The sequence below is a fragment of the Pseudomonas sp. MF08817 genome (assembly GCF_059862705.1).
In genome coordinates this window covers 39,124-63,378 of record NZ_JCBCUY010000021.1, presented here as the reverse complement: position 1 = coordinate 63,378, position 24,255 = coordinate 39,124, and the positions used below count along the sequence as shown (strand labels likewise).

17 protein-coding genes and 2 pseudogenes are annotated in these 24,255 nt (G+C 62.2%); 13 read left to right on the top strand and 6 right to left on the bottom strand.

Annotated features, from left to right (window positions below; translation table 11 throughout):
* Positions 1-265 precede the first annotated feature (265 nt).
* The 7 genes from AC19YR_RS14630 to AC19YR_RS14600 all read left to right on the top strand — a co-directional run bounded on the left by AC19YR_RS14630 (position 266) and on the right by AC19YR_RS14600 (position 6,404).
* Complete coding sequence (locus AC19YR_RS14630) at positions 266-745, top strand: hypothetical protein (protein ID WP_500599001.1); 480 nt, start codon at positions 266-268, stop codon at positions 743-745.
* A gap of 104 nt (positions 746-849) precedes the next feature.
* A complete protein-coding gene (locus AC19YR_RS14625) occupies positions 850-2,253 on the top strand; it encodes a PAAR domain-containing protein (RefSeq protein ID WP_500599000.1) in 1,404 nt (467 codons plus the stop codon).
* On the top strand, positions 2,250-2,633 hold the full coding sequence (locus AC19YR_RS14620) for a hypothetical protein (protein WP_095107781.1): 384 nt from the start codon (positions 2,250-2,252) through the stop codon (positions 2,631-2,633). Before AC19YR_RS14625 ends, AC19YR_RS14620 begins: the two co-directional genes overlap by 4 nt.
* Before the next feature lie 345 nt (positions 2,634-2,978).
* Positions 2,979-4,379: a PAAR domain-containing protein gene (locus AC19YR_RS14615; protein ID WP_500598997.1), complete on the top strand. Its 1,401-nt coding sequence runs from the start codon at positions 2,979-2,981 to the stop codon at positions 4,377-4,379.
* A complete protein-coding gene (locus tag AC19YR_RS14610) occupies positions 4,376-4,765 on the top strand; it encodes a hypothetical protein (protein ID WP_500598996.1) in 390 nt (129 codons plus the stop codon). Before AC19YR_RS14615 ends, AC19YR_RS14610 begins: the two co-directional genes overlap by 4 nt.
* 192 nt (positions 4,766-4,957) lie before the next feature.
* The gene (locus tag AC19YR_RS14605) at positions 4,958-5,449 is read left to right on the top strand and encodes a hypothetical protein (protein ID WP_500598994.1); all 492 of its coding nucleotides are present in this window, start codon (positions 4,958-4,960) and stop codon (positions 5,447-5,449) included.
* Positions 5,450-5,525: 76 nt separating this feature from the next.
* Positions 5,526-6,404, top strand: a complete 879-nt coding sequence (locus tag AC19YR_RS14600; RefSeq protein WP_500598992.1) for a LysR family transcriptional regulator — start codon at positions 5,526-5,528, stop codon at positions 6,402-6,404.
* A 100-nt stretch (positions 6,405-6,504) separates the two neighbouring features.
* Here the strand turns inward: AC19YR_RS14600 and AC19YR_RS14595 are convergent, their stop codons facing one another.
* Positions 6,505-6,822, bottom strand: coding sequence for a hypothetical protein (locus AC19YR_RS14595; RefSeq protein WP_095107776.1), 318 nt, complete (start codon positions 6,820-6,822; stop codon positions 6,505-6,507).
* A gap of 227 nt (positions 6,823-7,049) precedes the next feature.
* Positions 7,050-7,367: an isochorismate lyase gene (locus AC19YR_RS14590; RefSeq protein ID WP_371856224.1), complete on the bottom strand. Its 318-nt coding sequence runs from the start codon at positions 7,365-7,367 to the stop codon at positions 7,050-7,052.
* Between the two features lie 132 nt (positions 7,368-7,499).
* Between AC19YR_RS14590 and ggt the strand changes: the two genes are divergently transcribed.
* A complete protein-coding gene (gene ggt / locus AC19YR_RS14585; protein ID WP_500598990.1) occupies positions 7,500-9,329 on the top strand; it encodes a gamma-glutamyltransferase in 1,830 nt (609 codons plus the stop codon).
* Positions 9,330-9,516: 187 nt separating this feature from the next.
* On the opposite strand, the gene AC19YR_RS14580 is transcribed toward ggt, so the two are convergent.
* On the bottom strand, positions 9,517-9,996 hold the full coding sequence (locus AC19YR_RS14580) for a GNAT family N-acetyltransferase (protein WP_500598989.1): 480 nt from the start codon (positions 9,994-9,996) through the stop codon (positions 9,517-9,519).
* A gap of 119 nt (positions 9,997-10,115) precedes the next feature.
* Here AC19YR_RS14580 and AC19YR_RS14575 point away from each other — a divergent pair, with 119 nt between their 5' ends.
* A complete protein-coding gene (locus tag AC19YR_RS14575) occupies positions 10,116-10,925 on the top strand; it encodes an AraC family transcriptional regulator (RefSeq protein ID WP_500598987.1) in 810 nt (269 codons plus the stop codon).
* A 21-nt stretch (positions 10,926-10,946) separates the two neighbouring features.
* On the opposite strand, the pseudogene AC19YR_RS14570 reads toward AC19YR_RS14575, so the two are convergent.
* The 3 genes and pseudogenes from AC19YR_RS14570 to AC19YR_RS14560 form a co-directional block, all read right to left on the bottom strand.
* Positions 10,947-11,378, bottom strand: a pseudogene (locus AC19YR_RS14570) (methyl-accepting chemotaxis protein); the annotation flags it as partial.
* 156 nt (positions 11,379-11,534) lie between these two features.
* Positions 11,535-12,173, bottom strand: a pseudogene (locus AC19YR_RS14565) (PAS domain-containing protein); the annotation flags it as partial.
* A gap of 291 nt (positions 12,174-12,464) precedes the next feature.
* Entirely contained in the window at positions 12,465-13,685 is a 1,221-nt protein-coding gene (locus AC19YR_RS14560) for an OprD family porin (protein WP_500598985.1), read from the bottom strand.
* A 184-nt stretch (positions 13,686-13,869) separates the two neighbouring features.
* On the opposite strand from AC19YR_RS14560, the gene AC19YR_RS14555 reads away from it, so the two are divergent.
* The 4 genes from AC19YR_RS14555 (at position 13,870) to AC19YR_RS14540 (ending at position 24,204) form a co-directional block, all read left to right on the top strand.
* Positions 13,870-14,766, top strand: a complete 897-nt coding sequence (locus AC19YR_RS14555; RefSeq protein WP_095107771.1) for a LysR family transcriptional regulator — start codon at positions 13,870-13,872, stop codon at positions 14,764-14,766.
* A 229-nt stretch (positions 14,767-14,995) separates the two neighbouring features.
* Positions 14,996-16,444, top strand: coding sequence for a YfcC family protein (locus AC19YR_RS14550; RefSeq protein WP_095107770.1), 1,449 nt, complete (start codon positions 14,996-14,998; stop codon positions 16,442-16,444).
* Positions 16,445-16,517: 73 nt separating this feature from the next.
* Entirely contained in the window at positions 16,518-18,356 is a 1,839-nt protein-coding gene (locus AC19YR_RS14545; RefSeq protein ID WP_500598983.1) for a CocE/NonD family hydrolase, read from the top strand.
* Positions 18,357-18,492: 136 nt separating this feature from the next.
* Complete coding sequence (locus AC19YR_RS14540) at positions 18,493-24,204, top strand: membrane-targeted effector domain-containing toxin (RefSeq protein WP_500598982.1); 5,712 nt, start codon at positions 18,493-18,495, stop codon at positions 24,202-24,204.
* Positions 24,205-24,255 lie beyond the last annotated feature (51 nt).

The window sequence follows — 24,255 nt, the reverse complement described above, 5'->3', positions numbered from 1 at the left end:
CCCACAAGGCATTGCAGCCAAACCTGCAAGTGGGAGCGAGCCCTGCTCGCGATCAGGCCGTTACACCCCACCCATCCTCGGCGAGCAATACCGCGAAACTACCGACTCGCCTTGCTCTTATTGGCGACATCATCTTAGGAAACAGCCTATTTACTTCCTACAAACTCAGGACTCAAGGTGCGGCCTGCAACATCAATCATCAGATAGCCTTCTCACTGAGTTAGCGATAACCCCAACTCAGTGAACTTGAGTCCGGATAATAAAAATGTATACCAACGAAACTTCCCTTGAATTGCTCAGCAACCTGGACAATTCGTCCTTCACACAACAGCAACTTGCCGACCTCAACGAGCAAGCCCTGGCTATGATTAATCAACAACAGGCCTATAAAGAATCTCACCCGCCTAGTGCGATTTACCGGGTGGCAACCGAGGGTAGCCAAACCCGTAGGGGTGGCGTAGTCCAACAGGCAACGTCGCCAATGGCCTTTACCTTGGATAACGGCCAGAAAGTAAAGGCCGCGCAAAAAGGCGACCGCGTTGTGTATCCCGATGGCAGTACGGCGCAAATCGTAACGGCGGCAGGGGAACAATACAGCCACGTCGCACTGGTCGGCAGTTACCTAAGTAATGGCGATGAGATCATTAACACCCTTCAAGACCGCTGCCTAATCATTGGCCGGGTCGGCGTATCAAAGGCCGAGGATTTTCTGCCTGCCCTTGAATCGCTAAAGCATGAGGCATGAAGCACTTTCATTAATATTCAGCGCCACACAACTTGAGTTAACTCGAGGCTGTCGATTATTAGCGCCTGAAACATATGGGCCTTGACCGAACGAATTGGGAAAAAATGAAAGAAGGTTATTTCATTGGCTTAGGCGACCACACGACTTGCGGCGGCCAAGTTCTCACCGGGGATGACAGAGTCACACTGTTTGGTCTACTCCATGCTCGCGAAGGCGATCTCGTTTCTTGTGGAAGGCACGGGGGGATTTATCAGATAGTCGGCGGCATTTCCTACATTAATAGCCATGGCAAACTTATGGCTGGCACCCTCGACAGCTACAGTAGTTGCCCCTGCCAAGCCAAACTGATTCCGTCGATATATACGGCCACCTACGAGAGCTTCGCCCCGCAGGCGAACAGAAGTTCTGCTCAACCAGCCCCCGCACCTGTAGCTGAACGCCCGGTCGTGTCGCCCCAATCCGGTTTCACCCCGGCAAATCAATCGGCTACAACGGTATTCCACCGTCTAGGGGGCCAGGAACCAGGCTTCTTTGTGGTACCCAAAAGCATGACCCGCCAAGCACTGGAGGCGTCGCTATTCCCCGTGCCCGATCCGGCGGTGATGAACAAATTTCAACTGCTCAACCCGCATCCAGGGGACGTAAAAGCAGGCTCAATGATTGTGCTCAGCGACCCGAGCAACTTTCAATGTAGCCGCGAAGAAGCGCAGTTGATGGCAGCGGCTGAACAGGTGAGCAAGACACTTGAATACGTCACACCTGAAGAGGCGGCGTTCATGCACCAGCATCGGGACGAGTTGCAGACTTTCCTGGCGCACGGTTCCACCTCGATCGGCATCGGTGAAGCGATCTTTGCCAAAAACCTGGACGGTGTGAAGGGTCTTTTAAATGAAATCGAAGCCTTGCACCAGCGCAGTTTTCAGCAGCATGGCCATCTACGCTCCGCTGAATTCTTTGCCGAGCGTAAGCGCTTATTTGTACAACTCGACACCCATCTCACGAGGCTGACCAAAAAAGGCATTGGTTTTGCCGACCACCCCAGCCTAAAGGCCGCACTGGGCATTTCCAGCCGCAGCCTTGTGCATCACTGGACCGAAGCGGGAGCCTCTGGACAGATTCCAGGTTACGCCACTCATATAGAGAAAGTTGTCAAGGCAGCCAAATACGTGAAGTACGGCGGCTGGATGGGCACGGCAATAGGTTGGGGAGCGTCCTATATGAAGGTTCAGGACGTTTGTACTGCTGGCGATAACGAGGCCTGCAAGCGTATCAAGTTTGCGGAGACTGGAAACTTCACCGGTGCATTAGCTGGGGGAGTATTAGCAGGAAAATTCTTATCAGGATCTGCCGCCGGAGCTATTTGTATTGGCCTGGGCGTTCCAACAGCAGGCTTAGGAGCTTTAGCGTGTGGCATCGTTGTTGTCGGCGTAGGCGCCACCGCTAGCGGCTATCTAGCAGGGTCTGCTGGTGAGCTGCTGGGGGATTTAATTTATGAGGCTATAGAATGACAAACGCAGAAATGGTGGTCGGCGCTTTGTGCGGCGTAGTAATACTTCTGATGTTCATATGTATCGTCGCCACTCTGCACATGGGCTACACCAAAATGGACGAGATCCTTGAGAGCCTTAAAAACAGCCCATGCATCACGGTACGTGCGCCACTGCGCTACGGCGGAGTGTGGGGGAAGCTATTTTTGGCCGGGGGCATAGCCAACATCGTCACTTTCCCTGGTTTTTACATGAGAAGAGGTGAGTTAAATGCGGATGACTTAAAACGCCTCTGCCCACAACTAAAACGCAAGATGGCTGTTATGCAGTGGGGGACGATATGGCTATTTGTGGCTATGGGAGTATTGGTGACTCTTGGAAAAACGGGGTGGCTAAAGTAAATACGTACTCTCCACTTATCCGAATATTAAAAGCCGTCAAAACTCGAGAAAACCATACTGCAACTTTCGGCCATGAGTAAGCCCAGGTTATTATTAATCAACACCAGGCCTATAAAAAACTTCACCCGCGTAGTGCAACTTACCGGGTGGCAGCCGAGGGTAGCCAAACCCGCAGGGGTGGCGTAGCCCAACAGGCAAAGTCACCGCGGGCCTTTACCTTGGATAACGGTCAGTAGGTAAATGCCGCGCAGAAAGGCGACCGTGCTCACAACTTCAGTCAACTCGGGGCTATCAATTATTAGCGCCTGAAACATATGGGCCTTGACCGAACGAATTGGGAAAAAAATGAAAGAAGGTTACTTCATTGGCTTAGGCGACCACACGACTTGCGGCGGCCAAGTTCTCACCGGGGATGACAGAGTCACACTGTTTGGTCTACTCCATGCTCGCGAAGGCGATCTCGTTTCTTGTGGAAGGCACAGGGGGATTTATCAGATAGTCGGCGGCATTTCCTATATTAATAGCCATGGCAAACTTATGGCTGGCACCCTCGACAGCTACAGTAGTTGCCCCTGCCAAGCCAAACTGATTCCGTCGATATATACGGCCACCTACGAGAGCTTCGCCCCGCAGGCGAACAGAAGTTCTGCTCAACCAGCCCCCGCACCTGTAGCTGAACGCCCGGTCGTGTCGCCCCAATCCGGTTTCACCCCGGCAAATCAATCGGCTACAACGCTATTCCACCGTCTAGGGGGCCAGGAACCTGGCTTCTTTGTGGTGCCCAAAAGCATGACCCGCCAAGCACTGGAGGCGTCGCTATTCCCCGTGCCCGATCCGGCGGTGATGAACAAATTTCAACTGCTCAACCCGCATCCAGGGGACGTAAAAGCAGGCTCAATGATTGTGCTCAGCGACCCGAGCAACTTTCAATGCAGCCGTGAAGAGGCGTTGCTGATGGACGCTGCGGCCAAGACCCATGAAGCCCTCGAACTCCTTAGTGCGGATGAGGCGGACTTTATGGCTCAGCACCGTGAAGAAATCGAGAACTTTCTGGCCAGAGGCTCGACGGTTATCGGGATCGGCGAAGTCATGTTCGCCAAGCATTTGGAGGATATTAAAACTGTTCTGCACGATATCGAGTTATTGCACCAACGCACATTCCAGGCAGATGGACATTTGCACTCGCCAGCGTTTTTTGCTGAACGTAAACGGCTGCTTGCAAAATTCAATACCCACCTCACCGCTTTAACGCGAAAGGGCATTGGCTTCCCGGATCACCCAAACTTGAAAAGCGCGTTGGGAATTTCCAGCCGGAGCCTGGTTCACCATTGGACCAAGGCCGGAGCCGCTCAACAAATACCTGGATACGCCACCCACATCGAAGGTGTTGCCAAAGCGGCCAAAGTCATCAAGTACGGCGGCTGGATAGGCACTGCCGTTGGAGGGGGAGCGTCTTATATGAACGTTCAGGATGTGTGCACGGCAGGTAATGTCGGGGCTTGCGAGCGGGTGAAGTTCACTGAGGCGGGGAGTTTTTTCGGCGGGATTGGAGGTGGGGCAACAGTAAGTGCGTTTTTGACTCCAGTTGTAGGAAGTCTTTGTGTGGGGTTGGGGGTACCAACTGGAGGTTTAGCTTTTTTAGCATGCGGTGTCGTTGCGGTCGGCGTTGGATCATATGCAGGCGGCGTGTTTGGTGAAGCTGCGGGAGAACTCATTGGCGACATCATCTACGAGAGTATCAAATGACGACTTCTGCGCTTGTTGCAGGCTATCTATGCGGCTTCGTGCTCGTTTGCATGTATATGTGGATCGCAATCGCCCTGCATATGGCCTACACCAAGATGGATACAATGCTTGAGCACCTTAAAAACAGTTCTTCGGTGATGGCTTTAGCTCCGCTCAAGCATGGTGGCCCATGGGGTAGGTTACTTTTAATTGGAGGCATTTCAGGGTTCCTTACATTCCCCAAACTGTACGCAAGGCGTGGCGGAGTTAGCCCTGAAGATTTAAAAAAATTCCCCGAGCCACTTAAGCGGCAGCTGACGATGTTGTATTGGAGCGTAATGATCTTGATAATTTCTTTGGTGCTATCTGTAACCTCGTACAAACTTATAAAGGCTTATCACTTATAGGCTTGAATAGCTTCATCGGAGCCAAACAAAATAGGAATGATTCTATTTTAAGTTTGCCGCGAAAAATCTTGCACCGTTCAAACCGGCGCCAGCATAACCCCAGGGAATCGTCGGCATGCGCAATGGTGCTTTTACGCCGCGCCAAACCCTGCTTAGCATCGCTCAGGTGTTCACCTTTCAAGGAAGACCTGCATGGCTCGCCCACCACTTCACTGCACCGCGCCCGATGCCGAACAAAAACAGATCGCCCTCTATCGCCGCGTCAACGGTTTTACCGGGCCGTTGGCGCGTACAGGCTGGCACTGGCGCACCCGCTGGATCGCCCGCGCCCTGGCGCTGTGGGTGTGGTGCAAGCACCACGGGCGCCGCCAGCAAGGCGCCCTGGCAATTGCCCGCGAATGGCAGCGGCTGTTTGGCCTGCCGCGGTTCTGGGTGATCGAGCGGGTCGAAGACGACACCGCTTACTGCGACATCCACTTCCCCTGCTCCCTGCAAGGCAGCGGCGATGTCGCGGCCTGCCACCGCTTGATGGAATACGACCGCGCCATCCTCAGGCACATCGGCGGGCAAATGGTGGTGCTGCAATCGCGGGCCGACCCCAGCGTCACCGGCGGCTGTAAGGTAGCCATCCGCAGCCTGGGCGATCGGCGCACAGACTTGATCCCCGCACGATTGCTGGACTAGGGCCGATTCCCCGCTTGCTCCGGCGCGCACCGCTCAACAAGATAAGGTCCTCGCGCACCCTGCAAGGAGCCTGTGCATGCGTCTGGAAATCAAGCACCTGCAACTGGTGCAAAGCATCTGCGCCACCCGCAACCTGACCCGGGCGGCGCAGCAGTTGTTCATCTCCCAACCGGCCCTGAGCAAACAACTGGCCGAGTTGGAGGATCGCCTGGGCTTTGCGCTGTTCCAGCGCACCCGCAAAGCGATGATCGCCACCGAGGCGGGCGCGGCGTTCAACCAACATGCCCAGCGCATCCTCGGCGATGTAGCGGTGCTCGACGACTACCTCAAGCGCTACGGCAAAGGCGACGCCGGGCGCCTGCGCCTGAGCATCGACCCCTTGCACCACGCCGATTGGCTGGCGGCGTGGCTGGCGCAGATGCGCGAGGAGTTCCCCCACCTCAACGTGCAGGTCAAGCAGGTGCCCGACCTGCTCTACAGCCTGCAACAAGGCGACAGCGACCTGGTGATCCTGGGTGAAACCAGCCCCGCAAGCGAGATCGACTTCCACGCCCTCAACGCCGATGAACTGGTGGCGATCCTGCCACCGGGGCACGCGCTCGCCCACCGCCCCTGGTTGCAGGCGCCAGACCTGGCCGGGCAGGCGTTGCTCTACCACTTCGAGCTGGAGCAGTCGTACCTGTACCGGCGCTACCTGCACCCGCAGAAGATCGAGTTGGGTTCGTTGCAGCACATCCAGGACATCCCCGCCATCATCGCCCTGGTGCGCGCCGGCATGGGCATGAGCCTGCTGCCCCGGCGCCTGCTGCGTGGCGACGAACAAGGCCTGGTGGTGCGCCCCATCGGCGAGCGGGGTTTCCCCTTCACTTGGCACGTCGCCGTGGCCCACGGCGACACCCGCCCCGCCACGCAACGGGCAGTGCATTACTTGAAAGAGCAACTGGCGGGCCATTGAGCAACCCCGTGGGAGCGGGCCCCGCCCGCGATAAGGCCAGTGCGGCCAGCAGCCATGCCGCCCCCTCCCACAGGTGCAGTGCCTCAGTTCATCGTCGAACCTACAAAAACACCGCCGCCACCAGCCCCAAAGCCCCCAGGCAGAAACCGATCAGCTCGCCGCGCCCGGGCATCTCGTGGAACATCGACCAGATCACCAGCGGCTCGAGCATCAGCAGCGAAGTGACCGACACCACCGTCACCAGCCAGATATCGCCCACCGCCCGATACCCCAGCCAATACGCCGCCATCAGGCACAACCCGGAAAAACAGGCCAGCAGCACGGGAAACGTCAACGTCTCCCACGAGGTGCTGCCCGCCTGGGCCAACCGGGCCACCGCGACCTCGCTGTAGATGATGCAAAACTCGCCCAAGACCATCAGGCCTAGAGCAGAAGCTGCGAATATTTCTTTGGACATGCGACAAACCCCTTTCGATTGAGCGCCAGTTTTTTCAGCGCCCAGGCACCCATGGCTCCGTTAACGGAGCCGCCATGGCGAAACGAAGGGGTGTGCGGTGGCTCGGTGAGGTTCAAGAACCTGAACATGTCCATTTCCTTATTGGTCAGTGCGGCCACGCCTCTCGGTGGCGCGCCAGATATACGCCATCAGGCCCCCGCGCCACCAGCGGCTTGCCAATGCTTCATTTCCTCAGCGATGAAATGGCCCACCAGGTCGCTGTAGAGTTTTTCGATGGCATCGGCGCTCAAGCCTTCGGCTTCAGCCCATTGCCGGCGTTGTAGCAGCATCGCCTGCAAGCGCTGCGGGGCGCGCACCGAGGTGGCGCTGGTCTTGAATTTCGAGGCGGCGAGCACGTATTGGAACCGCTGGCCCAGCAGGGCAATCACGGCGCGGTCCAGGGCATCGATCTCGTGGCGGATATCGTCCATGCCGGTGCATTCGTCCGGGCGTTTTTGAGCTTCCATGTGCAGCACTCCGAAAGTGGGTAGGCCGGGGATTTAAGCACATCCCAGGCCCAGGCCCGCGTTGCACCGCTGGCCCCACGCCGCTACATTGCCCCTTCGCCGCAGCCCTCTTCCCCACGCATGGAGCGCCCCGTGTCCCAAGCCTTTTTCCTGCGCCACTGGCGCCTGTCGGCCCTGACCCTGCTCGCCACGGGCGTCATCACCCTCGGCGCTTGCCACGCCCCTGCCTCCCACGATTTACCGCCGGAAGTGCCTTCGGGCTATCGCAGCGACCTGCGCTCACAGCACGCCACCAAGCACATGGCCGCAGCCGCCAACCCACTGGCCGCCGAGGCGGGGCGGCAGATGCTGCGCGAGGGCGGCTCGGCCATCGACGCCGCCATTGCCATGCAAGCGGTGCTGACCCTGGTGGAGCCGCAATCCTCCGGCATTGGCGGCGGGGCGTTGATCGTGCTGTGGGACGGCCAGCAGGTGCGCGCCTACGATGGCCGCGAAACCGCGCCGGCGGGGGCCACCGGCGAGATGTTCCTGCACGCCGACGGCAAACCCATGACCTTCGCCCAAGCCCAAATCGGCGGGCGCTCGGTGGGCACGCCCGGCGTGTTGCGGGCGCTGAAAATGGCCCACGACAAACACGGGCGCCTGCCCTGGGCGCGGCTGTTCGAACCGGCCATCGAGCTGGCCCGCAACGGCTTCGCCATTTCCCCACGGCTGCACACCCTGATCGCTAGCGACCCGCATTTGCCGGGTTCGCCGCAGATGGCGGCCTACTTCCTCAACACCGACGGCAGCCCCAAAGCCGTGGGCACGCGCCTGCAAAACCCGGCCCTGGCCAAGGTGCTGGCGCGCATCGCCAGCGAAGGCCCCGATGCCCTGTACCGCGGCGTCCTCGCGGAACAAATCGTCGACCAGGTGCAGCGCCACGCCAACCCCGGCAGCCTGTCCTTGGCCGATCTGAGCGCCTACACCGCCGTGGAGCGCACGCCCCTGTGCAGCGACTACAAACGCTGGCAGGTGTGCGGCATGCCGCCGCCGTCCGCGGGCGGCATCGCCGTGGCGCAGATCCTCGGCACCTTGCAGGCCCTGGAGCAGCGCGACCCGCGCTTGGCCCTCGCCGCCCTGGCGCCCCGTACCGCCGACACGCCGCTGGGCCTGGAACCTGCGCCCGAGGCCGTGCACCTGATCGCCGAAGCCCAGCGCCTGGCCTACGCCGACCGCGCCCAGTTCATCGCCGACAGCGACTTTGTACCCGTGCCGGTGGCCGGCCTGCTCGCCCCCGATTACCTGGCCCGGCGCGCCGCGCTGATCGGCGAGCGCAGCATGGGCACGGCCCGCCCCGGCAACCCGGTCGGGGTGCAAGTGGCCTACGCGACGGACCGCTCGCCGCTGCGCATCTCCACCTCACAAGTGGTGGCGGTGGACGACCAGGGCGGCGCGGTGTCGATGACCAGCAGCGTGGAAGCGGCGTTCGGCTCGCACCTGATGGTCGAGGGTTTTTTGCTCAACAACCAGATGACCGATTTCTCGTTCATCCCCCAGGAAAACGGCCAACCCGTGGCCAACCGCGTCGAGCCGGGTAAACGCCCGCGCTCCTCCATGGCCCCCACCCTGGTGTTCGACCGCGCCAGCGGGCAGTTCCTCGCCACCGTCGGCTCGCCGGGCGGCTCGCAAATCATCGAATACGTGACCAAGTCCCTGGTGGCGATGCTCGACTGGAACCTCGACCCGCAAACCGCCATCAACCTGCCCAACTTCGGCAGCCGCAACGGCGCCACCGAACTGGAACAGGGCCAGTTCAGCCCCGACCTGGCCAAAGCCCTCAAAGCCCGCGGCCATGAGCTCAACCTGATCGACATGACGAGCGGCACCCAAGCCATCCGGCGCGTACAAGACAACCAAGGCCGCCCCGCCCTATCCGGCGGCGCCGACCCACGGCGCGAAGGCGCGGCATTGGGGGATTGAACGGGTGTGGGAGCCCGCATCGCGAGTAGCCGACAGGGCCCCATCGCGGGCGGGCCCGCTCCCACAGTTGCACTGTGATTTCTCCTCTGGGGGAGTGAGCCTGCTCGCGATGGCAGCACTGAGTGACGGTGACAAAGGGTAGGACCGGTTTGTCGGTGATTTGGCTGGCGGCTCGCTCCTATCCCACTCAGGCCTTGGCATATCGCAAATGCACCAACGCCACTCGCTCCCCCTGTTTGTTGGCGCGTTCTTCGATGGCGTAAGGGGTGAAGCCGAGTTTGGGGTAAAGCAGCAGGCCGGCGACGTTGCTGTTGAAGCACGACAGGGTGATTTCCCGAGCCTGGTGTTTGTGCTGGGCGATGTCGATCATGTGGCGGATCAGCGCGGCGGCCACGCCAGTGCCGCGGGCCTGGGGATCGACAATGACGTTGCCGATGGTGCAGGTGCCGTGTTGTTCCCACTGATAGAAGTTGGCAAAACCCACCGCTTGCCCGGCCTGCTCGATCACAGTGGAGTCGCTGCGCTGGTCGATGGCGTCTTGCAGTTGCTCGGCAGTCAGGGGCCAGGTGGCGGCGGGGAAGAAAAAGTACAGTTCTTCCACGCTGCCGGCAAAGCTGCAAATGCGGGTTAAGTCACGGGGCTCTACCGGGCGGAAAGTGAAAGTCATCGGGGCGCTCCTTGTCATGGTGAAAGTCATCTGGCTGACCTTTCTACCCCATCACGGGCGTTGCTGACAGAGGGCGCCACGCAGGTTACCGTGGCGGGCACCGCGCAAGGAGAGTCCCCATGGCCAAGCCAACCCGCGCCCACGATTGGGTTTACCGCGCCCCTTCAAGCGGCGGCGTGGAGCGTATCGAAGCGTTTTTCGCCGGCCACGGTTTCGCGCCGCACCGCCATGACACCTACGCCATCGGCCGCACCCTCAAGGGCGTGCAGAGTTTCCAATACCGTGGCGATTGGCTTCACGGCTTGCCGGGCACCACCATGGTGCTGCACCCCGATGAACTGCACGACGGCGAGGCCGGCACCGAGGCGGGGTTCCACTACCGGATGATGTACATCGAGCCGGCGCTGATCCAGCAGATCCTTGGCGGCCAGCCCCTGCCGTTTATCCAGCAAGGCGTGTCCAGCGACCCGCGCCTGGCCGCCGCCACCGAGGCCTTGTTGCGCAGCCTGGACGATGCCCCCGACCCGTTGCAGGAACAGGACGCCCTCTACGACCTGGCCCAGGCCCTGAGCCTGGCAGGCGGCACCCGCGCCAATGAGCAGCGCTTCGATTACCTGGCAGCGCAACGGGCGCGGGAGTTTATCCACAGCGCCCTGGAGCGCACCGTGACCCTGGAAGAATTGGCCGAGCACAGTGGCCGGGACCGCTGGAGCCTGTCGCGGGATTTTCGCTTGCTGTTCGGCACCAGCCCCTATCGCTACTTGACCATGCGGCGCCTGGACCTGGTGCGGGCCTCACTGCTTCAGGGCCTGCCGTTGATCGACGCGGCGTTGAACGCCGGGTTCACCGACCAAAGCCACATGACCCGCCAATTCGGCAAGGCCTACGGCCTGTCGCCGGCGCGCTGGTTGCGCATGCAACGGCGCTGAAGGCCGCTAGCAGCGCGGCGCTCAGGTCGACAGTTGGTTGGCGAACTGGCCCACGGCGCTGACCACTTTCTGCGCGCCGTCCTGGATTTCCACGATCACCGTGCCGGCCTCAGCGGTCAGGGCCAGGCCTTGTTCGGCCTGGACGATGCCGTCGCTCATCAGCGCCACGGCGTCGCGGGCCATGTCCTGGTTTTGGCGTACCACGCCGACGATTTCCTCGGTCGCCTTGCTGGTGCGCGAGGCCAGTTGCCGCACTTCGTCGGCGACCACGGCAAAACCACGGCCCTGCTCGCCGGCACGCGCCGCTTCGATGGCGGCGTTGAGCGCCAGCAGGTTGGTCTGTTCGGCGATGCCGCTGATGGTCTTGACGATGCTACCGATCACCTGTGACTGGGCGTTAAGCGCCTCGATGCCTTCCCCGGCCTGTTGCATGTGGGTGGCCAGGTCGCGCATCACCTTCACGGCCTCGGTTACCACCGCCGTACCACGCTGGGCGCTGCTGTCGGTTTGCAAAGAGGTGCTGTAGGCGATGTTGGCGGCGTCGGCCACCGCTTGTTCCTGGTTGATCTGGTCGGTAATCACCGTGGCGAACTTGACCACTTTGTAGAGCTTGTTGTTGGCGTCCACCACCGGGTTATAGGACGCCTCCAGCCACACCACGCGGCCATGGCTGTCGATACGTTTGAAGCGCTCGGCGACGAACTCGCCGGCGTTCAGGCGTTTCCAGAAGGCCTGGTAGTCGGCGCTGTTGGCGTCTTCCGGGGTACAGAACATGCGGTGATTCTTGCCCTGGATCTGCGCCAGGGTATAGCCCATACCGCTGAGGAAGCGCTCGTTGGCCGTGAGCACGTTGCCATTGAGGTCGAACTCGATCACCGCCGTCGAACGCACCAAGGCGCCGATCAGGTTTTCGTGCTCGCGGGAGGCCTCGATGGTGCGGGTCAGGTCGCTGGAGTAGATCGAGAAATTCCGGATATCACCGCGCGAGCCGCGTACCGGCTGCATGATCGAGCGCAGCCAGGCTTCCTGGCCGTTGCCGCGCAGCAGGCGCACCGCCCCGGCAAAATGCTCGCCGCGGGTCAGGGCGTTCTTGAAGCGGCGGTGGAACTCATCGTGTTTGAGGTGGGCCGGCACGAAATCCTCGATGTGCCGTCCCAACAAATCGCTGCTCTTGTAGAACATCTCGCCCAGGAAGTTCTGGTTGACCGACTGCACGCGCCCCTCGGGGTCGAGGGTCAGGACCAGCATCTCGCTTTCCAGGCTGTCCTTGACCTGCAGGAGGCTGGAGAGTTCTTCGCGAAGAGCCGAGAGCTCCTGCTTCAAGCGTTTGTTGAACATGGGGGATGCACCGATGGGCAAGATTAAGAGCAGCATTCGCCTAGCCATCGGCCTACGGGGGATTTTCTGAAGAGCGCGTAGGGGTTGCCCTACAAAAATAAATTTACGGGCACACCGCCCAACCTGGGGAACGGGCTTGTATGGGAGCGGTCTTGACCCCCCTCGTACGCAAGCCCGGCCCCCGCCGGGCAGGAAGGAAAACTACCAAAGCGCCACATCGTACGTCAGGTACAAGCGGTAGTTATCGCGGTCACTGGCATAGGTGGAGCGGTAGGTGGCCTTGCGCAGTTCCACGCCCAGGCCTTTGAGGGCGGTGTTCTGGACCACGTATTTGAGGTGGGTGTCCGATTCCCACTCGCGGGTTTCGCGGCCCTTGAGTTCACCGTTTTCGCCCTTGTAGTAACGGGTCATAAACGTCAGGCCCGGCACCACGGCGGCGAAGTCGTAGTCGTAGCGCAGCATCCAGGTCTGTTCGCCGGCCTGGATGAACTTGCCCACGCCGGCGTTGCTGAATGAGTACACCGTCGACACGGCCGCGTAGGGCAGCGCGGTGTCGCCCCGCACTTTCTGGTAGCCCAGGCCCAGGGACTGGGCGCCCAGGCGGTAGGTGAACAGGCCACTGAACATGTCGGCATCGACCTTGCCGCTACGCGCCTCGCCGGCCTGGTCGCTGATGAAGTAACGCAGGTCGCTGGTCAGGCTACCCGCGCCCACGGGTTGCTTGTGCACCAGGCCGAGGAAGTTCTGCCGGTAGAAGTCGCGCATTTCCCCGTAATACCAGGTGCCGCTGAGGTTGGGGGTGAACTTATACACAGCCCCGGCGAAGTCGAAATCGGTGCCTTTGCCGCCGTAGCCCTGTGGGTAAATATCCACGCTGTCGGTGGAGTTGCGCTGTTTGAACTTGTCCAGGTGGCCGGCGTGCAGGTACAGGTCGGAAATGCCCTTGTACTCGATCTGCGTGCCGCGATAGGTCTGGGGCAGCAAGCGGCCATCGTTCTGCACCAGCACGGGGATTTTCGGCAGCAGGGTGCCGGTTTTCACCACGGCATCGCCAAAGCGCAGCTTGGCGGTCAGGCCCAGGCTGGAAAAACCGTCCGCCGCATGGCCGTCATCGTGCACCGGCAACAGCCCGGTGCCGGCGTGGGTAGGGCTGGAATCAAGCTTGAGCCCGGCCAGCCCCAAGGCATCCAGGCCAAAGCCCACAGTGCCTTGGGTGAAACCCGATTGCAGGTTGAGCAAAAAGCCTTGGGCCCACTCTTTGCGGTCTTCGCCACCGTCGCGGTAGCCATCGTTGAAGTAGTAGTTGCGCAGGGTCAGTCGGCCCTGGGCGTCGTCGAAGAATCCCTCGGCCAACAGGCCCGGCGAGAAGCTCGCCAACAGGCCTGCACAGGTCAGGCCGCGGGGGGTGAAAAGCTCACGCATGCTGATGTTCCTCAGTGCCGTTTTATCGGTTTTATCGGGCAGTGGCCGGCGCCGTCGTGCTGGACGCAACGCCGTGTCGGGGCGGACACTAACGGCTCGCCTTGACCTGGACAACGGTATGCGCGAAGCGCATCGGGCTATGCGCAAAACGGCTTGCGGGCACACGGACCAGAGGACAACCAGGATGAATCTCAAACAACTCGAAGCCTTCAAAGCCATCATGGCTACCGGCTCCACCATCGGTGCCGCAGCGCGCCTGGGCCTGTCCCAGTCGGCGGTCAGTCGCCTACTGACCCAGCTCGAAGAGGCCCTGGGCTTTGCCCTGTTCCTGCGCAAAAAAGGCCGGCTGATGGCCACTGCGCAAGCCGACGAACTGCTCGGCGAAGTCGCCGCCCTGGTGGACGGCATGCAGCGTGTGCAGCGCCTGGCCGACGAACTGCGCATCGGCCGCTCGCAAAAGAGCCTGCTCAAGGTTGCCGTCCCCACCAGCATGGCCCAGGAGTTGTTGCCACGCATCGTCGCCGAGTTTCTCAAGGGCCACGACGAGATCGTGGTGGAGTTGCTCACCGGCTCCTACGACATGATCGAGCGCGCCGTGCTGGACCGCTCCGCCGACCTGGGTTTCGTGCGCCTGCCCACCGAGCTGGCGGACTTCGACACCGAGCCACTGCTGCACAGCGAAGGCGTATGCGTGATGCCCGCCGACCACCCGCTGGCCCGCCACGAATGGATCGAGGCCCGCCACCTGCACGATGTACCGCTGGTGATGCTGGGCCGCCAACGGGCGGTGCGTGCCGAGTTGAACCAGGTATTCCGCGCCGCCAACCTGACGCCCCAGGTGCGGGTGGAAGTGCACTCGGTGGGCGCCGCGTGCAGCTTCGTCGCTGAAGGCCTGGGGGTGTCCATCGTCAATGGGTTGCTGGCCAGCCATTTCAGCCACTTGCCCATCGTCACCCGGCCCTTCCGCCCGGCCCTGCCCTATGCCTTCGGCCTGGCGTTTCGCCGCGACGAAGCGCGCTCGCCGGTGGTCAGTGCGTTTGCCCAGCACCTGAAACATCGCCTGGGCGATGGCACGCGCTGAGGAGGGCCCTGGAGGGGAGAACTCCCCTTGTGGGAGCCACGCTAGCGCCCACACAAAATAGCTCGGCAATGGGCCATCAACCCCCGAAAACGCATAGCCCGACCCGCTCCACGCATAACGTTGTCGGCCCCCGACGTTTGCCCTAGTGTCCGCGTCACCAAGCATCACCAGCCAAAACAATAACAGCGCATGACACCCGCCAGACGGGGCGCGAACCGGGGCCACCGCCATGACCGAACCACGTCACACCACCATCACCCAACCCGCCGCCGGGGCCTCGCCCGGCAAGCCGGATGCCATTGGGCAACGCAAGCAAATCAACCCGGCCATCATCTTGCTGAGCATCGTCCTGCTCGCAATTGCCTTCACCTACGCGGTCAATTCCGGCAAGTTCCAGCGCCAAAATGGCCTGGTGGTGCCGGGCTCCTACCAGGTGCTGGAAAAACACGATTCCCTGAGCCAGTTGTTCTCCATCGAGCCGCGCAAGGCCGGTGATGCGGCGCGCCCCGTGTCGCTGGTGGAAGGTTTCATGGCCATTCCCCAGGGCATCGAAAAACGCGCCGGGCTGATTTTCATGGTGCTGTTCATCGGCGGCATGTTCGGCGTGCTGAACAAGGCCGGGGCCATCGACGCCGGGCTGGAGCGGCTGCTGGGGATGACCCGGGGCAATATCTACGTACTGGTGCCCACCTTGATGCTGGTGTTTTCCGCCGGCAGTACCTTTATGGGGCTGGCCAAGGAATTCATCCTGATCGTGCCGCTGATGGTGGCCATGGCCAATCGCCTGGGGCTGTCGAACCTGATCGGCCTGGCCATCGTCACCATCTCGGTAAAAATCGGCTACCTGGCCTCGATCACCAACCCGGTGGCGCTGTCCGTGGCGCAACCGATGGTGGGCCTGCCGATTTTCAGCGGCATGAGCATGCGTATCGCCGCCTACGCCACCTTCTTGCTGGTGGGCATCGTGTTCGTGCTGTGGAGCATCCGCAAGCAGGGCTTCGACGCCACCGCGCAGATCAGTTTCGAGCACAAACCGTTGTCGGTACGCCACCTGCTCAACCTGTTGGTGCTGGGCAGCGGCGTCGGTTTCATGGTCTATGCCTCCAACCGCTGGGGCTGGAAATACCATGAGCTGTCGGCGTTCTACCTACTGCTCAGCGTGGTATTCAGTGTGATCGCCGGCCTGGGCGCCAGCGTCGCCGCCAGTGCCTTTGTCGATGGCATGAAAAAAGTGCTGATCGCCGGTGTGTTGATCGGTTTGGCCACTGCCGTGGAGATCATCCTCAGCACCGGCCAGGTGCTGGACACCATCGTCAACAGCCTCGCCAGCGTCGTCGCCGACCACGGCCCGATTGTCTCGGCTTATGGCATGTTCCTCGCGCAACTGGGCCTGGATGTGCTGATCCCGTCCACCTCCGGCCAGGCTGCCGTGACCATGCCGATCTTCGGGCCGCTGGGCCAGTTGTCGGGGGTCAGCCCGCAGACCACCGTCTACGCCTTCCTCCTGGGTAACGGCCTGACCAACATGATTACCCCGACCTCCAGTGGCTTGCTGGTACTGCTGGCCACCGCGCAAGTGGGCTGGGGCCAGTGGGCGCGTTACATCCTGCCGCTGTTTTTGATCTACACCGCGCTGGCCATGGTCCTGCTGGCCATCGCCGTCACCACCGGCTACTGACCTCGATTGTGTAGCAAGCGGGCGAGCCCGCTTGCTACATCCGCATATTTTTATAAGACGAGTGCCTGCAACGATGCTTATTTTGCGCAACCAAATGATCGCCATGCGCGACGGCGTCCATCTGGCCACCGACATTTACCTGCCCGACCCAAAGTCCGGGCCATGGCCGGTGGTGATCGAGCGCACCCCTTATGACAAATGCAAGCCGTCACGCTCCGAGAAGCAGCTCGACGGCCAGCACCTTTCCCGCGAGGCCATGGCCCAAGCCTTTACCGCCCAGGGTTTCGTCGCCGTGTTCCAGGATTGCCGCGGCCGCTACGCCTCTGAAGGGGTGTTCACCAAGTACACCGCCGAAGGCGAGGACGGTTTCGACACCCTCGCCTGGCTCATGGCCCAACCCTGGTGCAATGGCCGCATCGGCAGCATGGGCCTGTCCTACGCCGCCCACACCCAACTGGCCATGGCCTGCCTGCACCCGCCGGGCTTGAGCAGCATGGCCCTGGATTCCGGCGGTTTCGCCAATGCTTTCCAGTGCGGTATTCGCCAAGGCGGCGCCTTCGAACTCAAGCAAGCCACCTGGGCCTGGCGCCAGGCCAAGGAAAGCCCCGCGGCCCTGGCCGACCCGGCAATCGGGCAAGCCCTGGCCGCCGAAGATATCCATGAGTGGTTCGCGCGCATGCCCTGGCAGAGCGGGCAATCGCCACTGCGCCATGTACCGGAATACGAAGCCTACCTGCTGGATCAATGGGGCCAGGGTTGCTTCGGCGAATACTGGCAAAAACCCGGGATCTACGCCCAGGGCCACTACGCCAACCTGCCGGATATCCCGGTGCTGTTCATGTCCAGTTGGTATGACGCCTACGTCAGTTCGACCCTGGCCAACTACGCCGCTTTCCAGGCCAACACCCAGTGCGCCCAGCGGTTGGTGATGGGGCCGTGGTTGCATGGCGACCGCAACATCACCCACAGCGGCGATGTCGAGTTCGGCCCGCAAGCAGCCTTCGACGGCCAGGTCGGCGACACTTGGTTGAGCACGCGCCTGGACTGGTTCGAACGTTCTCTCAAACCTGGCGCCGAACCCGCCCCAGCGTCGGTGCAGGTGTTCATGATGGGGGGCGGCAGCGGCGCCAAGGATCACAATGGCCGCTTGCAGCACGGCGGGCGCTGGCTGCACGGCCAGCAATGGCCCCTGTCGGGCAGCGAGCCGCTGACCCTGTACCTTACCGAGCAAAAATGCCTGAGCCGCACCCCGGCCACGCAACCCGAGGCGCACCTGAGCTACCTCGCCGACCCCGCCCACCCCGTACCAACCATTGGCGGCGCGCTGACCTCCGGGGCGCCGGTGTTCGTCGGCGGTGCCTTCGACCAGCGCGAACGGGCCGACTTCTTCGGTACGCGGGGCGACAACCGGCCGCTGGCCGAGCGTGATGACGTGCTGAGCTTTCAGACGGAACCGCTGACAGAAGACCTGATCGTCGCCGGCCCCCTGCGCATCGAGTTGTGGATCGACAGCGACGCGCCCGACACCGACTTCACCGCCAAGCTGCTGGACGTCTACCCGCCCAGCGCCGATTACCCCGAAGGCTTTGCAATGAACATCACCGATGGCATCCGCCGCTGCCGCTATCGCGACTCCTGGGAAGCCCCGACCCTGCTGCCCCCCGGCGAGCGAGTCAAAGTGGTCATCGAACCCTTTGCCACCTGCAACCTGTTCCAGCGCGGCCATCGCCTGCGCCTGGACATCGCCAGCAGCAACTTCCCGCACTTCGACGTCAACCCCAACAGTGGCGAAGCCGAAGGCCAGGCCCGCCACCCGCGCGTCGCACGCAACACTTTGCACCTGGGGGCGAACAATCCCTCACGCCTTGAACTGACCGTATTGCCCCGCAGCGCCCTACCGTTGCCGCAATAAGCAGGCCCGCCCCGGGCGGCGTTTCGACGCTCGGGGCACATGCCGCAACAGTCGTCTACAACTATGTACCGCTCCTGTTCGCCCACGGCTGCGCACCCTTGAAAGCTCAATTAACGCCTCAAGGATGATGTACTTAATGAGTTGGCTCACCCCCCCGCTTCCCGAACTCTCCGCTGCCGAGCTCAAGCCCCGGCTGATGCAAATCGGCCATCAGCTCGGAGCCATCGACGCCCAAGCCCACCCGCTGGACACGCCCTCACCGGAACTCACGCGCCTGAACGCGCTCAATGAACGCCTGCGCAAGGAGAACCTGTGGATATTCCAGAACGCGCAACTCAAATACTTGTCCGTCGGCGCCCCAACGGTCACCGACGACAGCCGTCCACTGGTGCTTGAACGCAGCAAGACGGCCCTGCGCAACTACCTCGCCGAGGCCGCCGAAGCAGTGTCCGACGCGGGGCAGGCCCATGGCCAATTCGTGCTCGAGGCCCACCGCCAAGCGCTGGAGGCGGAAGCCGCGCTCAGGGTGCAGGACCTGACGCTCAGCCCCAGCGATCAACTGCTGGTCGACAACCTGCTGCGCGGCCCCCAATCGCGCCCGGGCCTGTATGCGCTGCGCTTCACCTATCAAGGCCAGGACGTCGAGTGGGCCGGGGCTTTCGTGGTCACCACCGCGACCACCGCGGTCACCACCCTGGACACCGATACCCAGGTCGGCGATGTGCTGCTGTTCACCCCGCGCCATGGCCTGGAGTCCTTCACGTCCCTCAGGCAACTGGATCGCAACCTGCGCCAACGCATGGAGCATCCGCTGTCGCGCAAGGCCTTCCTGAGCCTGCTGCCGCGCAGCTATCAAGGCCTGGACAGTGACGGTATCTGGCCCCTCGAACTGGCTCCCATCAGCGACAAACCACTGTTCGAGCACACCGAGGCAGCGCTGCGCCATAAGCAGAGTCTGGACATCGATTTCGCCTTCGCCCAGCCCAGCACCGAGCAGATCATGAGCGAGCTGGACGACGCCGTGCGGTGCGCCGAGCTGGACCTGACGTCACGCCTGCAAGCCCGGGCCCAACGCCTGCTGGAACGGCTGGTGCGCCTCTCTGCACCCGACTGGTACCGCAGCGCCAGCGAAGCACAGCGTGAGACCGTCGCACAGCGCATCCAGGCCTACAACCAGGCAAGCATGGAGGTCCTCACCGTCATGGGGCCGGCCCTGTCGCCCCAGGCCCTGGCCATCGTGCAACTGACCCAACGCCTGGAGGCCGACCTGGACATCGACAACCTCAACCCTGACGAAGTGCAGGTCAGCACCGATCGCATCATCCCCAACGCCGGCGTCTACAGCCAAACCCTGAGCCTGCCGGAACTGGCCCTGCAAGGGCTGCTCAAGGGCGATGAGCTGGAGGGTTCGGACTTCCTCACCCGCAGCCACATCACCTATGCCGGCCAACCGCTGCCCGAGGCCTACGAAGACCTGACACCCGCCTACCTGGCCGAAATGCTGCCAGCCCTGCAACCGCGCATCGATTTCGCCCCCCTGCAAATCCAGGCCCTGGCTTCGCAGACGGTGCAAAGCGCCACGGCGGCCCTGCTGGACGCGCGCCTGATGCTGCTGGCCTACACCGCGCGCCTGCAAAACCACCTCACCGAGGCCGACTACCAACTGTTCGAAGCCCTGCGCAGTGGCGCCGATGCCAGCCTCACGGCCAGCAGCGTGCTGCTCAACGCCTCGCCCCTCAAGGATATCTGGGTATTGCGCCACACCAACCCGCAAGGTGCGACCGTGCGCGTGCTGCTATGTACGCCACAAGCGCCGCGGGCCGAGCAGTTTCTGGCCTTCGACAGTGAGCGCGACTGCCAGGCGCACATCCTGGGCTGGAGCCTGGACAAGCATGCCGACCCGGACACGCCGAGCATGCACCGCTACCTGCTCGACCAGTTGCTCACCCGCGTGCGCCCGGAATGGAATGAGATGCTCAACGCCCTGTCGTTCAAGCCCGAGGTGCAGGAGTACCGCAAGGTGACCTTCACCCCGCCGGCGAGCCACGCCGACACCCTCAAGCAAATGGCCGTCGCGCAATTGGCGATGCAGGCCGACGAGTACAAGCACCGCACTCCGGATTGGCTGCGCAGCGCCTCGGCAGCGGACCGCCAGGCCCTGACCACCTACACCTGCCACGCCATCGGCGCCGAACAGACCTACACCCAAAGCCCCGGCTCCGTGGCGCAGCTGCAACCCTTCGACGATTACGTCCACGAGCGCGCAACACCCATTCTCAACCGCTTGCTGGGCAACCCGACGCCAGCGGTCGACCCCGATCACATAGGCGTGGTGACCCGCGATGCGACCTTCTCCCTCACGACTCTGTATCGCAACGGCTACGACAAGAATTTCGATTTTTTTCTGCCCGGCATCGACTACATCACTCGCTTCAAGGGCCCACCCGGCGTCGACCTGAGCCGCCTGACCCCGCAAAACGTTATCGAACCCCTGGCCGACAGTTCGTTTGCCGACGACTACATCACCCTGGTCGAAAGCCGCTTGTTCAATGTCCATGACCAACACTACGGCCTGCGCCGCAACGGTGCGTTGGTGCTCAACCAACTGCGCATGAAACAGGCCGCCCAGGCTGCCCGGATGCAGGGCGTGCTGGCCAGCAGCGACCAGGCGTGGCTGGAACGCAGCATCGATGCGATGGACAGCAACGACCCCCAGGTACGCCTCAATTACCGGATCTATGGCCTGCACATATTCGGCACGCTCATCCACGGCTGCTTTGTATTCCAACACCAGCAGAACCCACCGTTGCTCTACACCCCGGGCGCGCCGGATGGCGTGGATTTTCGCCTAGCCAAGGAGTTCAACGAACGCCTGAAGAACCTCGATGCCATGGAGTATTACTACACGCACCGGGTAGTGCCCTCCGAGCGCGGCTGGTTCGCGCCCAAACTGGCCGAGTACAAAAGCGCCATGGGGCCGCAATTACGTGGGGTCTATTCCAAGCCCCTGTTCGATGAAATCACCCGCACCACCGCACCGCTGAGCGACCTGCGCTTCCAGTTCTACGACCAGTCGGTCAACCACGTCATTGCCGAGGTCAAGCACACCACCACCAGCCAGGCGCAGCGCAACCTCAAGTTGGTGGAGTTCATGGCCGAACTGATTCTCTCGGTGGCCACCAGCCCCTTCCCGGTGCTGAGCCTGGTGGTAGGCAGCGTGCTGGCGTTCAAGGACGCCATGGTCGCGCTGTATCACTACAACCGTGGCGACTCGGCCGCGGCCCTGGGGGCCTACATCGGTGCCGTGCTCAACCTGGGCGGTGCGTTCCTCACCGACCTGCGCCCCGTGCTGGCATCCATTGGCAAGACCGGCAAGGCCGTCAGCCAGGCTCACAAGCCCTTGTTCAAGATCGCCAGCACTGGCGGCAAAGACCAGACCCGCAGCATCGTCGAGCAACTGGACCCGCCGCCCTCGGTCTTCGACAACTTGCAACCTGTGCAATATGGCGGCCGCTCACTGTGGGCACCCATCACTGCCGACAGCCTGGGGCGGCACCTGCTGCTGCGCCATGACGCGGCCAGCGGGAAAATGCTCTCCACCGGCATCCTCGCTCAACGTAACCGCACCGGGCAGTGGGTCCGCACAGGCGTCGCGGGCGGTGCGCCGCAGCCGCCGACCACGTCGCTGAGCAAATATGAATGGCCCTATGAAGCCAGGAATGACATCCGCATGGGCGCCGACAGCCGTTACACGCCTCCCGAGCAGGACTACTTGGGGTACTCCGATGCCCAGATCCACAGGATGACCTCACCCCACGTCGCCAAATACAACAGCCTGTGCCAGGCCTTGTCCCAGGACGCCGATGCCTTCTTCAAGGATCTGCCCCCCTTGGTGCCCAGGGTTGAGACCCCGGCCCCGCCGCCGAACCTGACCGCCGAGCAGATACTGCGCAGGGGGTTCGACGAGGCCCCTGAAACCGATGGCCTCGTCGTGGGCCACGCCGAGGGCGCCCTGGCCGGCATAAAATACCTGATCGACAACATGGGCGAGCTGCAAAAACTGGATGTCCGCACGCTGTACATCGACTTCCTGCTCAAGGACCTCCACGGAGAAAAGCTCAAAAGTTTCCTGAGCAAAAAAAAGTGGTCGTCAAGCACGGTCAAGGATTTCCTGCATACCCTGGACCGCAGAAATGCCATTCCCAAAGGCGCCTACACCTACCGCAAACTGCTCAAGGCGGCCCACGCCCACAAGATTCGCCTACACCCCATTGGCGTCTCCAGCGGCTATGACTTCGAGCGCGGCCTGGGTTACGTCCTGGCAGACGAGGTCAAGAACCTGCCCAATCGCCACCAGATGAAAGTCTTCTTCGCCCACAAGGCTATTGAAGCCGACCGGGCGAGCAACCCCGGCGGCCGCTGGGTGGCCCTGGTCGATCAACGCGCCATGAACAGCCATGGCGGTGTGCCCGGTATCGCCGACCTGCAAAAGAGCGCCAGCATCCGCATTGAAGACGTCGGCCTCGACGCACCCACCGGGATCTGGCCCGACAGCCCCGGCGCAATCCCACTGGACCCCCAGGCCAAGGCAGACTTCAAGCTCAGCCTGGCCACCAACCACAAGGCAGCACCACAACCCGGCCCGGCCCCACGCCCGGCCGTACCCGAAGCCGATGCCCATTTCAGCGACTTCGACCTGTCACCCCAATTCAGGGAGTTCTACACCCTGCATGCGCTCGAACCTAAAACCAGCAAAAGTTTTTTCAGCGGCATCTACAAGGAGCCAAACCAGGGGCAAGCGCTCACGGCGTTCCAACACACCCGCGAGAGACTGGCCCAAGCGGCCGATACCTTCTTCACGGACTACGCCCCGCCACCGCGCGTGGCTCTGCCGGCCGTGGACGACACGCCGCTGCCCAAAGCTTTTATCGACCGGGTGTACGACAGCGGCATCCGCGGCCTGGTGATCGCCGAAGAGCATCGGGCAACCGCCAGCAAGGCCTTGCTCATCGACCACATGAAGTACCTGGCGCGTGAAAAAGAGGTCAAGACCCTCTACCTGGAGCTGCTCACCAGCGACTTGTACCAGGCCGACCTCGATGCCCTGCACCGCAGCCGCATATTCTCCGACAACCTCAAGGCCTACCTCAGGGGGCAGGACCTCGGCCACCAGGTGGACCCCGCCAGCCGCTACAACTACACCAACCTGGTACAAACCGCCGCCAAATACGGCATCCGCGTGCGGGCCATCGACTGCCTGGCGAGCCTGCGCCTGGACAACGCCAGCAACCTGTCGCGTACCCGCCTGATGAACTACTTCGCCCACCAGACCATCGCCGCCGACCAGGCTGCAAACGGCCCGCACCCGTGGGTGGCATTAGTCGGCAGTTCCCACGCCAACCGCTTCCAGGGCAATCCCGGCCTAGCCGAGATGAACAACGCCGTCGCCCTGGAGGTGCGCAACGTTGCCGCCGGCCAGGGCCGGGCCGTGCACCCCGGGCCGCGCTACGTAGGCGAGATCGGCGTGGGCGACCGGGCATCGGTGAAAATCGATTTTCGCCTGGACGTCGACACCCCCGGCAAACGCCCTCCTGCGGCCATGCGCCCGTACGATCGCAGCAAACTGGCCAGCCCCGGCCACTACACAATCGAACAGGTCTCGGACAGTGACATTCACCTGCTACACCACTCCAAGAACGGGGATATCGTCGAAACGCCGATTCAGGCCGACGACAACGGACTGTTCTTCATCGACCGCTGGGAACTGGCCAGCCGCCGTTTCTATAGCATCAAGGAAATCGAATTCGCCCTCGCAACCCTGGTGGCCGGCATGCGCTGGGTTCCCTGACCTCAACCCTGAAGCCGCCTGACAGCGGTGACAAAAAAGGCCCCCGTTCGG

Bases quoted from the DNA above. Each gene is read 5' to 3' on its own strand.
- AC19YR_RS14620 (WP_095107781.1), top strand. From the start codon at position 2,250: ATGACAAACGCAGAAATGGTGGTCGGCGCTTTGTGCGGCGTAGTAATA.
- AC19YR_RS14630 (WP_500599001.1), top strand. From the start codon at position 266: ATGTATACCAACGAAACTTCCCTTGAATTGCTCAGCAACCTGGACAAT.
- AC19YR_RS14555 (WP_095107771.1), top strand. From the start codon at position 13,870: ATGAATCTCAAACAACTCGAAGCCTTCAAAGCCATCATGGCTACCGGC.
- AC19YR_RS14625 (WP_500599000.1), top strand. From the start codon at position 850: ATGAAAGAAGGTTATTTCATTGGCTTAGGCGACCACACGACTTGCGGC.
- AC19YR_RS14595 (WP_095107776.1), bottom strand. From the start codon at position 6,822: ATGGTCTTGGGCGAGTTTTGCATCATCTACAGCGAGGTCGCGGTGGCC.
- AC19YR_RS14560 (WP_500598985.1), bottom strand. From the start codon at position 13,685: ATGCGTGAGCTTTTCACCCCCCGCGGCCTGACCTGTGCAGGCCTGTTG.
- AC19YR_RS14590 (WP_371856224.1), bottom strand. From the start codon at position 7,367: ATGGAAGCTCAAAAACGCCCGGACGAATGCACCGGCATGGACGATATC.
- AC19YR_RS14540 (WP_500598982.1), top strand. From the start codon at position 18,493: ATGAGTTGGCTCACCCCCCCGCTTCCCGAACTCTCCGCTGCCGAGCTC.
- AC19YR_RS14545 (WP_500598983.1), top strand. From the start codon at position 16,518: ATGCTTATTTTGCGCAACCAAATGATCGCCATGCGCGACGGCGTCCAT.
- AC19YR_RS14600 (WP_500598992.1), top strand. From the start codon at position 5,526: ATGCGTCTGGAAATCAAGCACCTGCAACTGGTGCAAAGCATCTGCGCC.
- AC19YR_RS14550 (WP_095107770.1), top strand. From the start codon at position 14,996: ATGACCGAACCACGTCACACCACCATCACCCAACCCGCCGCCGGGGCC.
- AC19YR_RS14580 (WP_500598989.1), bottom strand. From the start codon at position 9,996: ATGACTTTCACTTTCCGCCCGGTAGAGCCCCGTGACTTAACCCGCATT.
- AC19YR_RS14575 (WP_500598987.1), top strand. From the start codon at position 10,116: ATGGCCAAGCCAACCCGCGCCCACGATTGGGTTTACCGCGCCCCTTCA.
- AC19YR_RS14610 (WP_500598996.1), top strand. From the start codon at position 4,376: ATGACGACTTCTGCGCTTGTTGCAGGCTATCTATGCGGCTTCGTGCTC.
- AC19YR_RS14605 (WP_500598994.1), top strand. From the start codon at position 4,958: ATGGCTCGCCCACCACTTCACTGCACCGCGCCCGATGCCGAACAAAAA.
- AC19YR_RS14615 (WP_500598997.1), top strand. From the start codon at position 2,979: ATGAAAGAAGGTTACTTCATTGGCTTAGGCGACCACACGACTTGCGGC.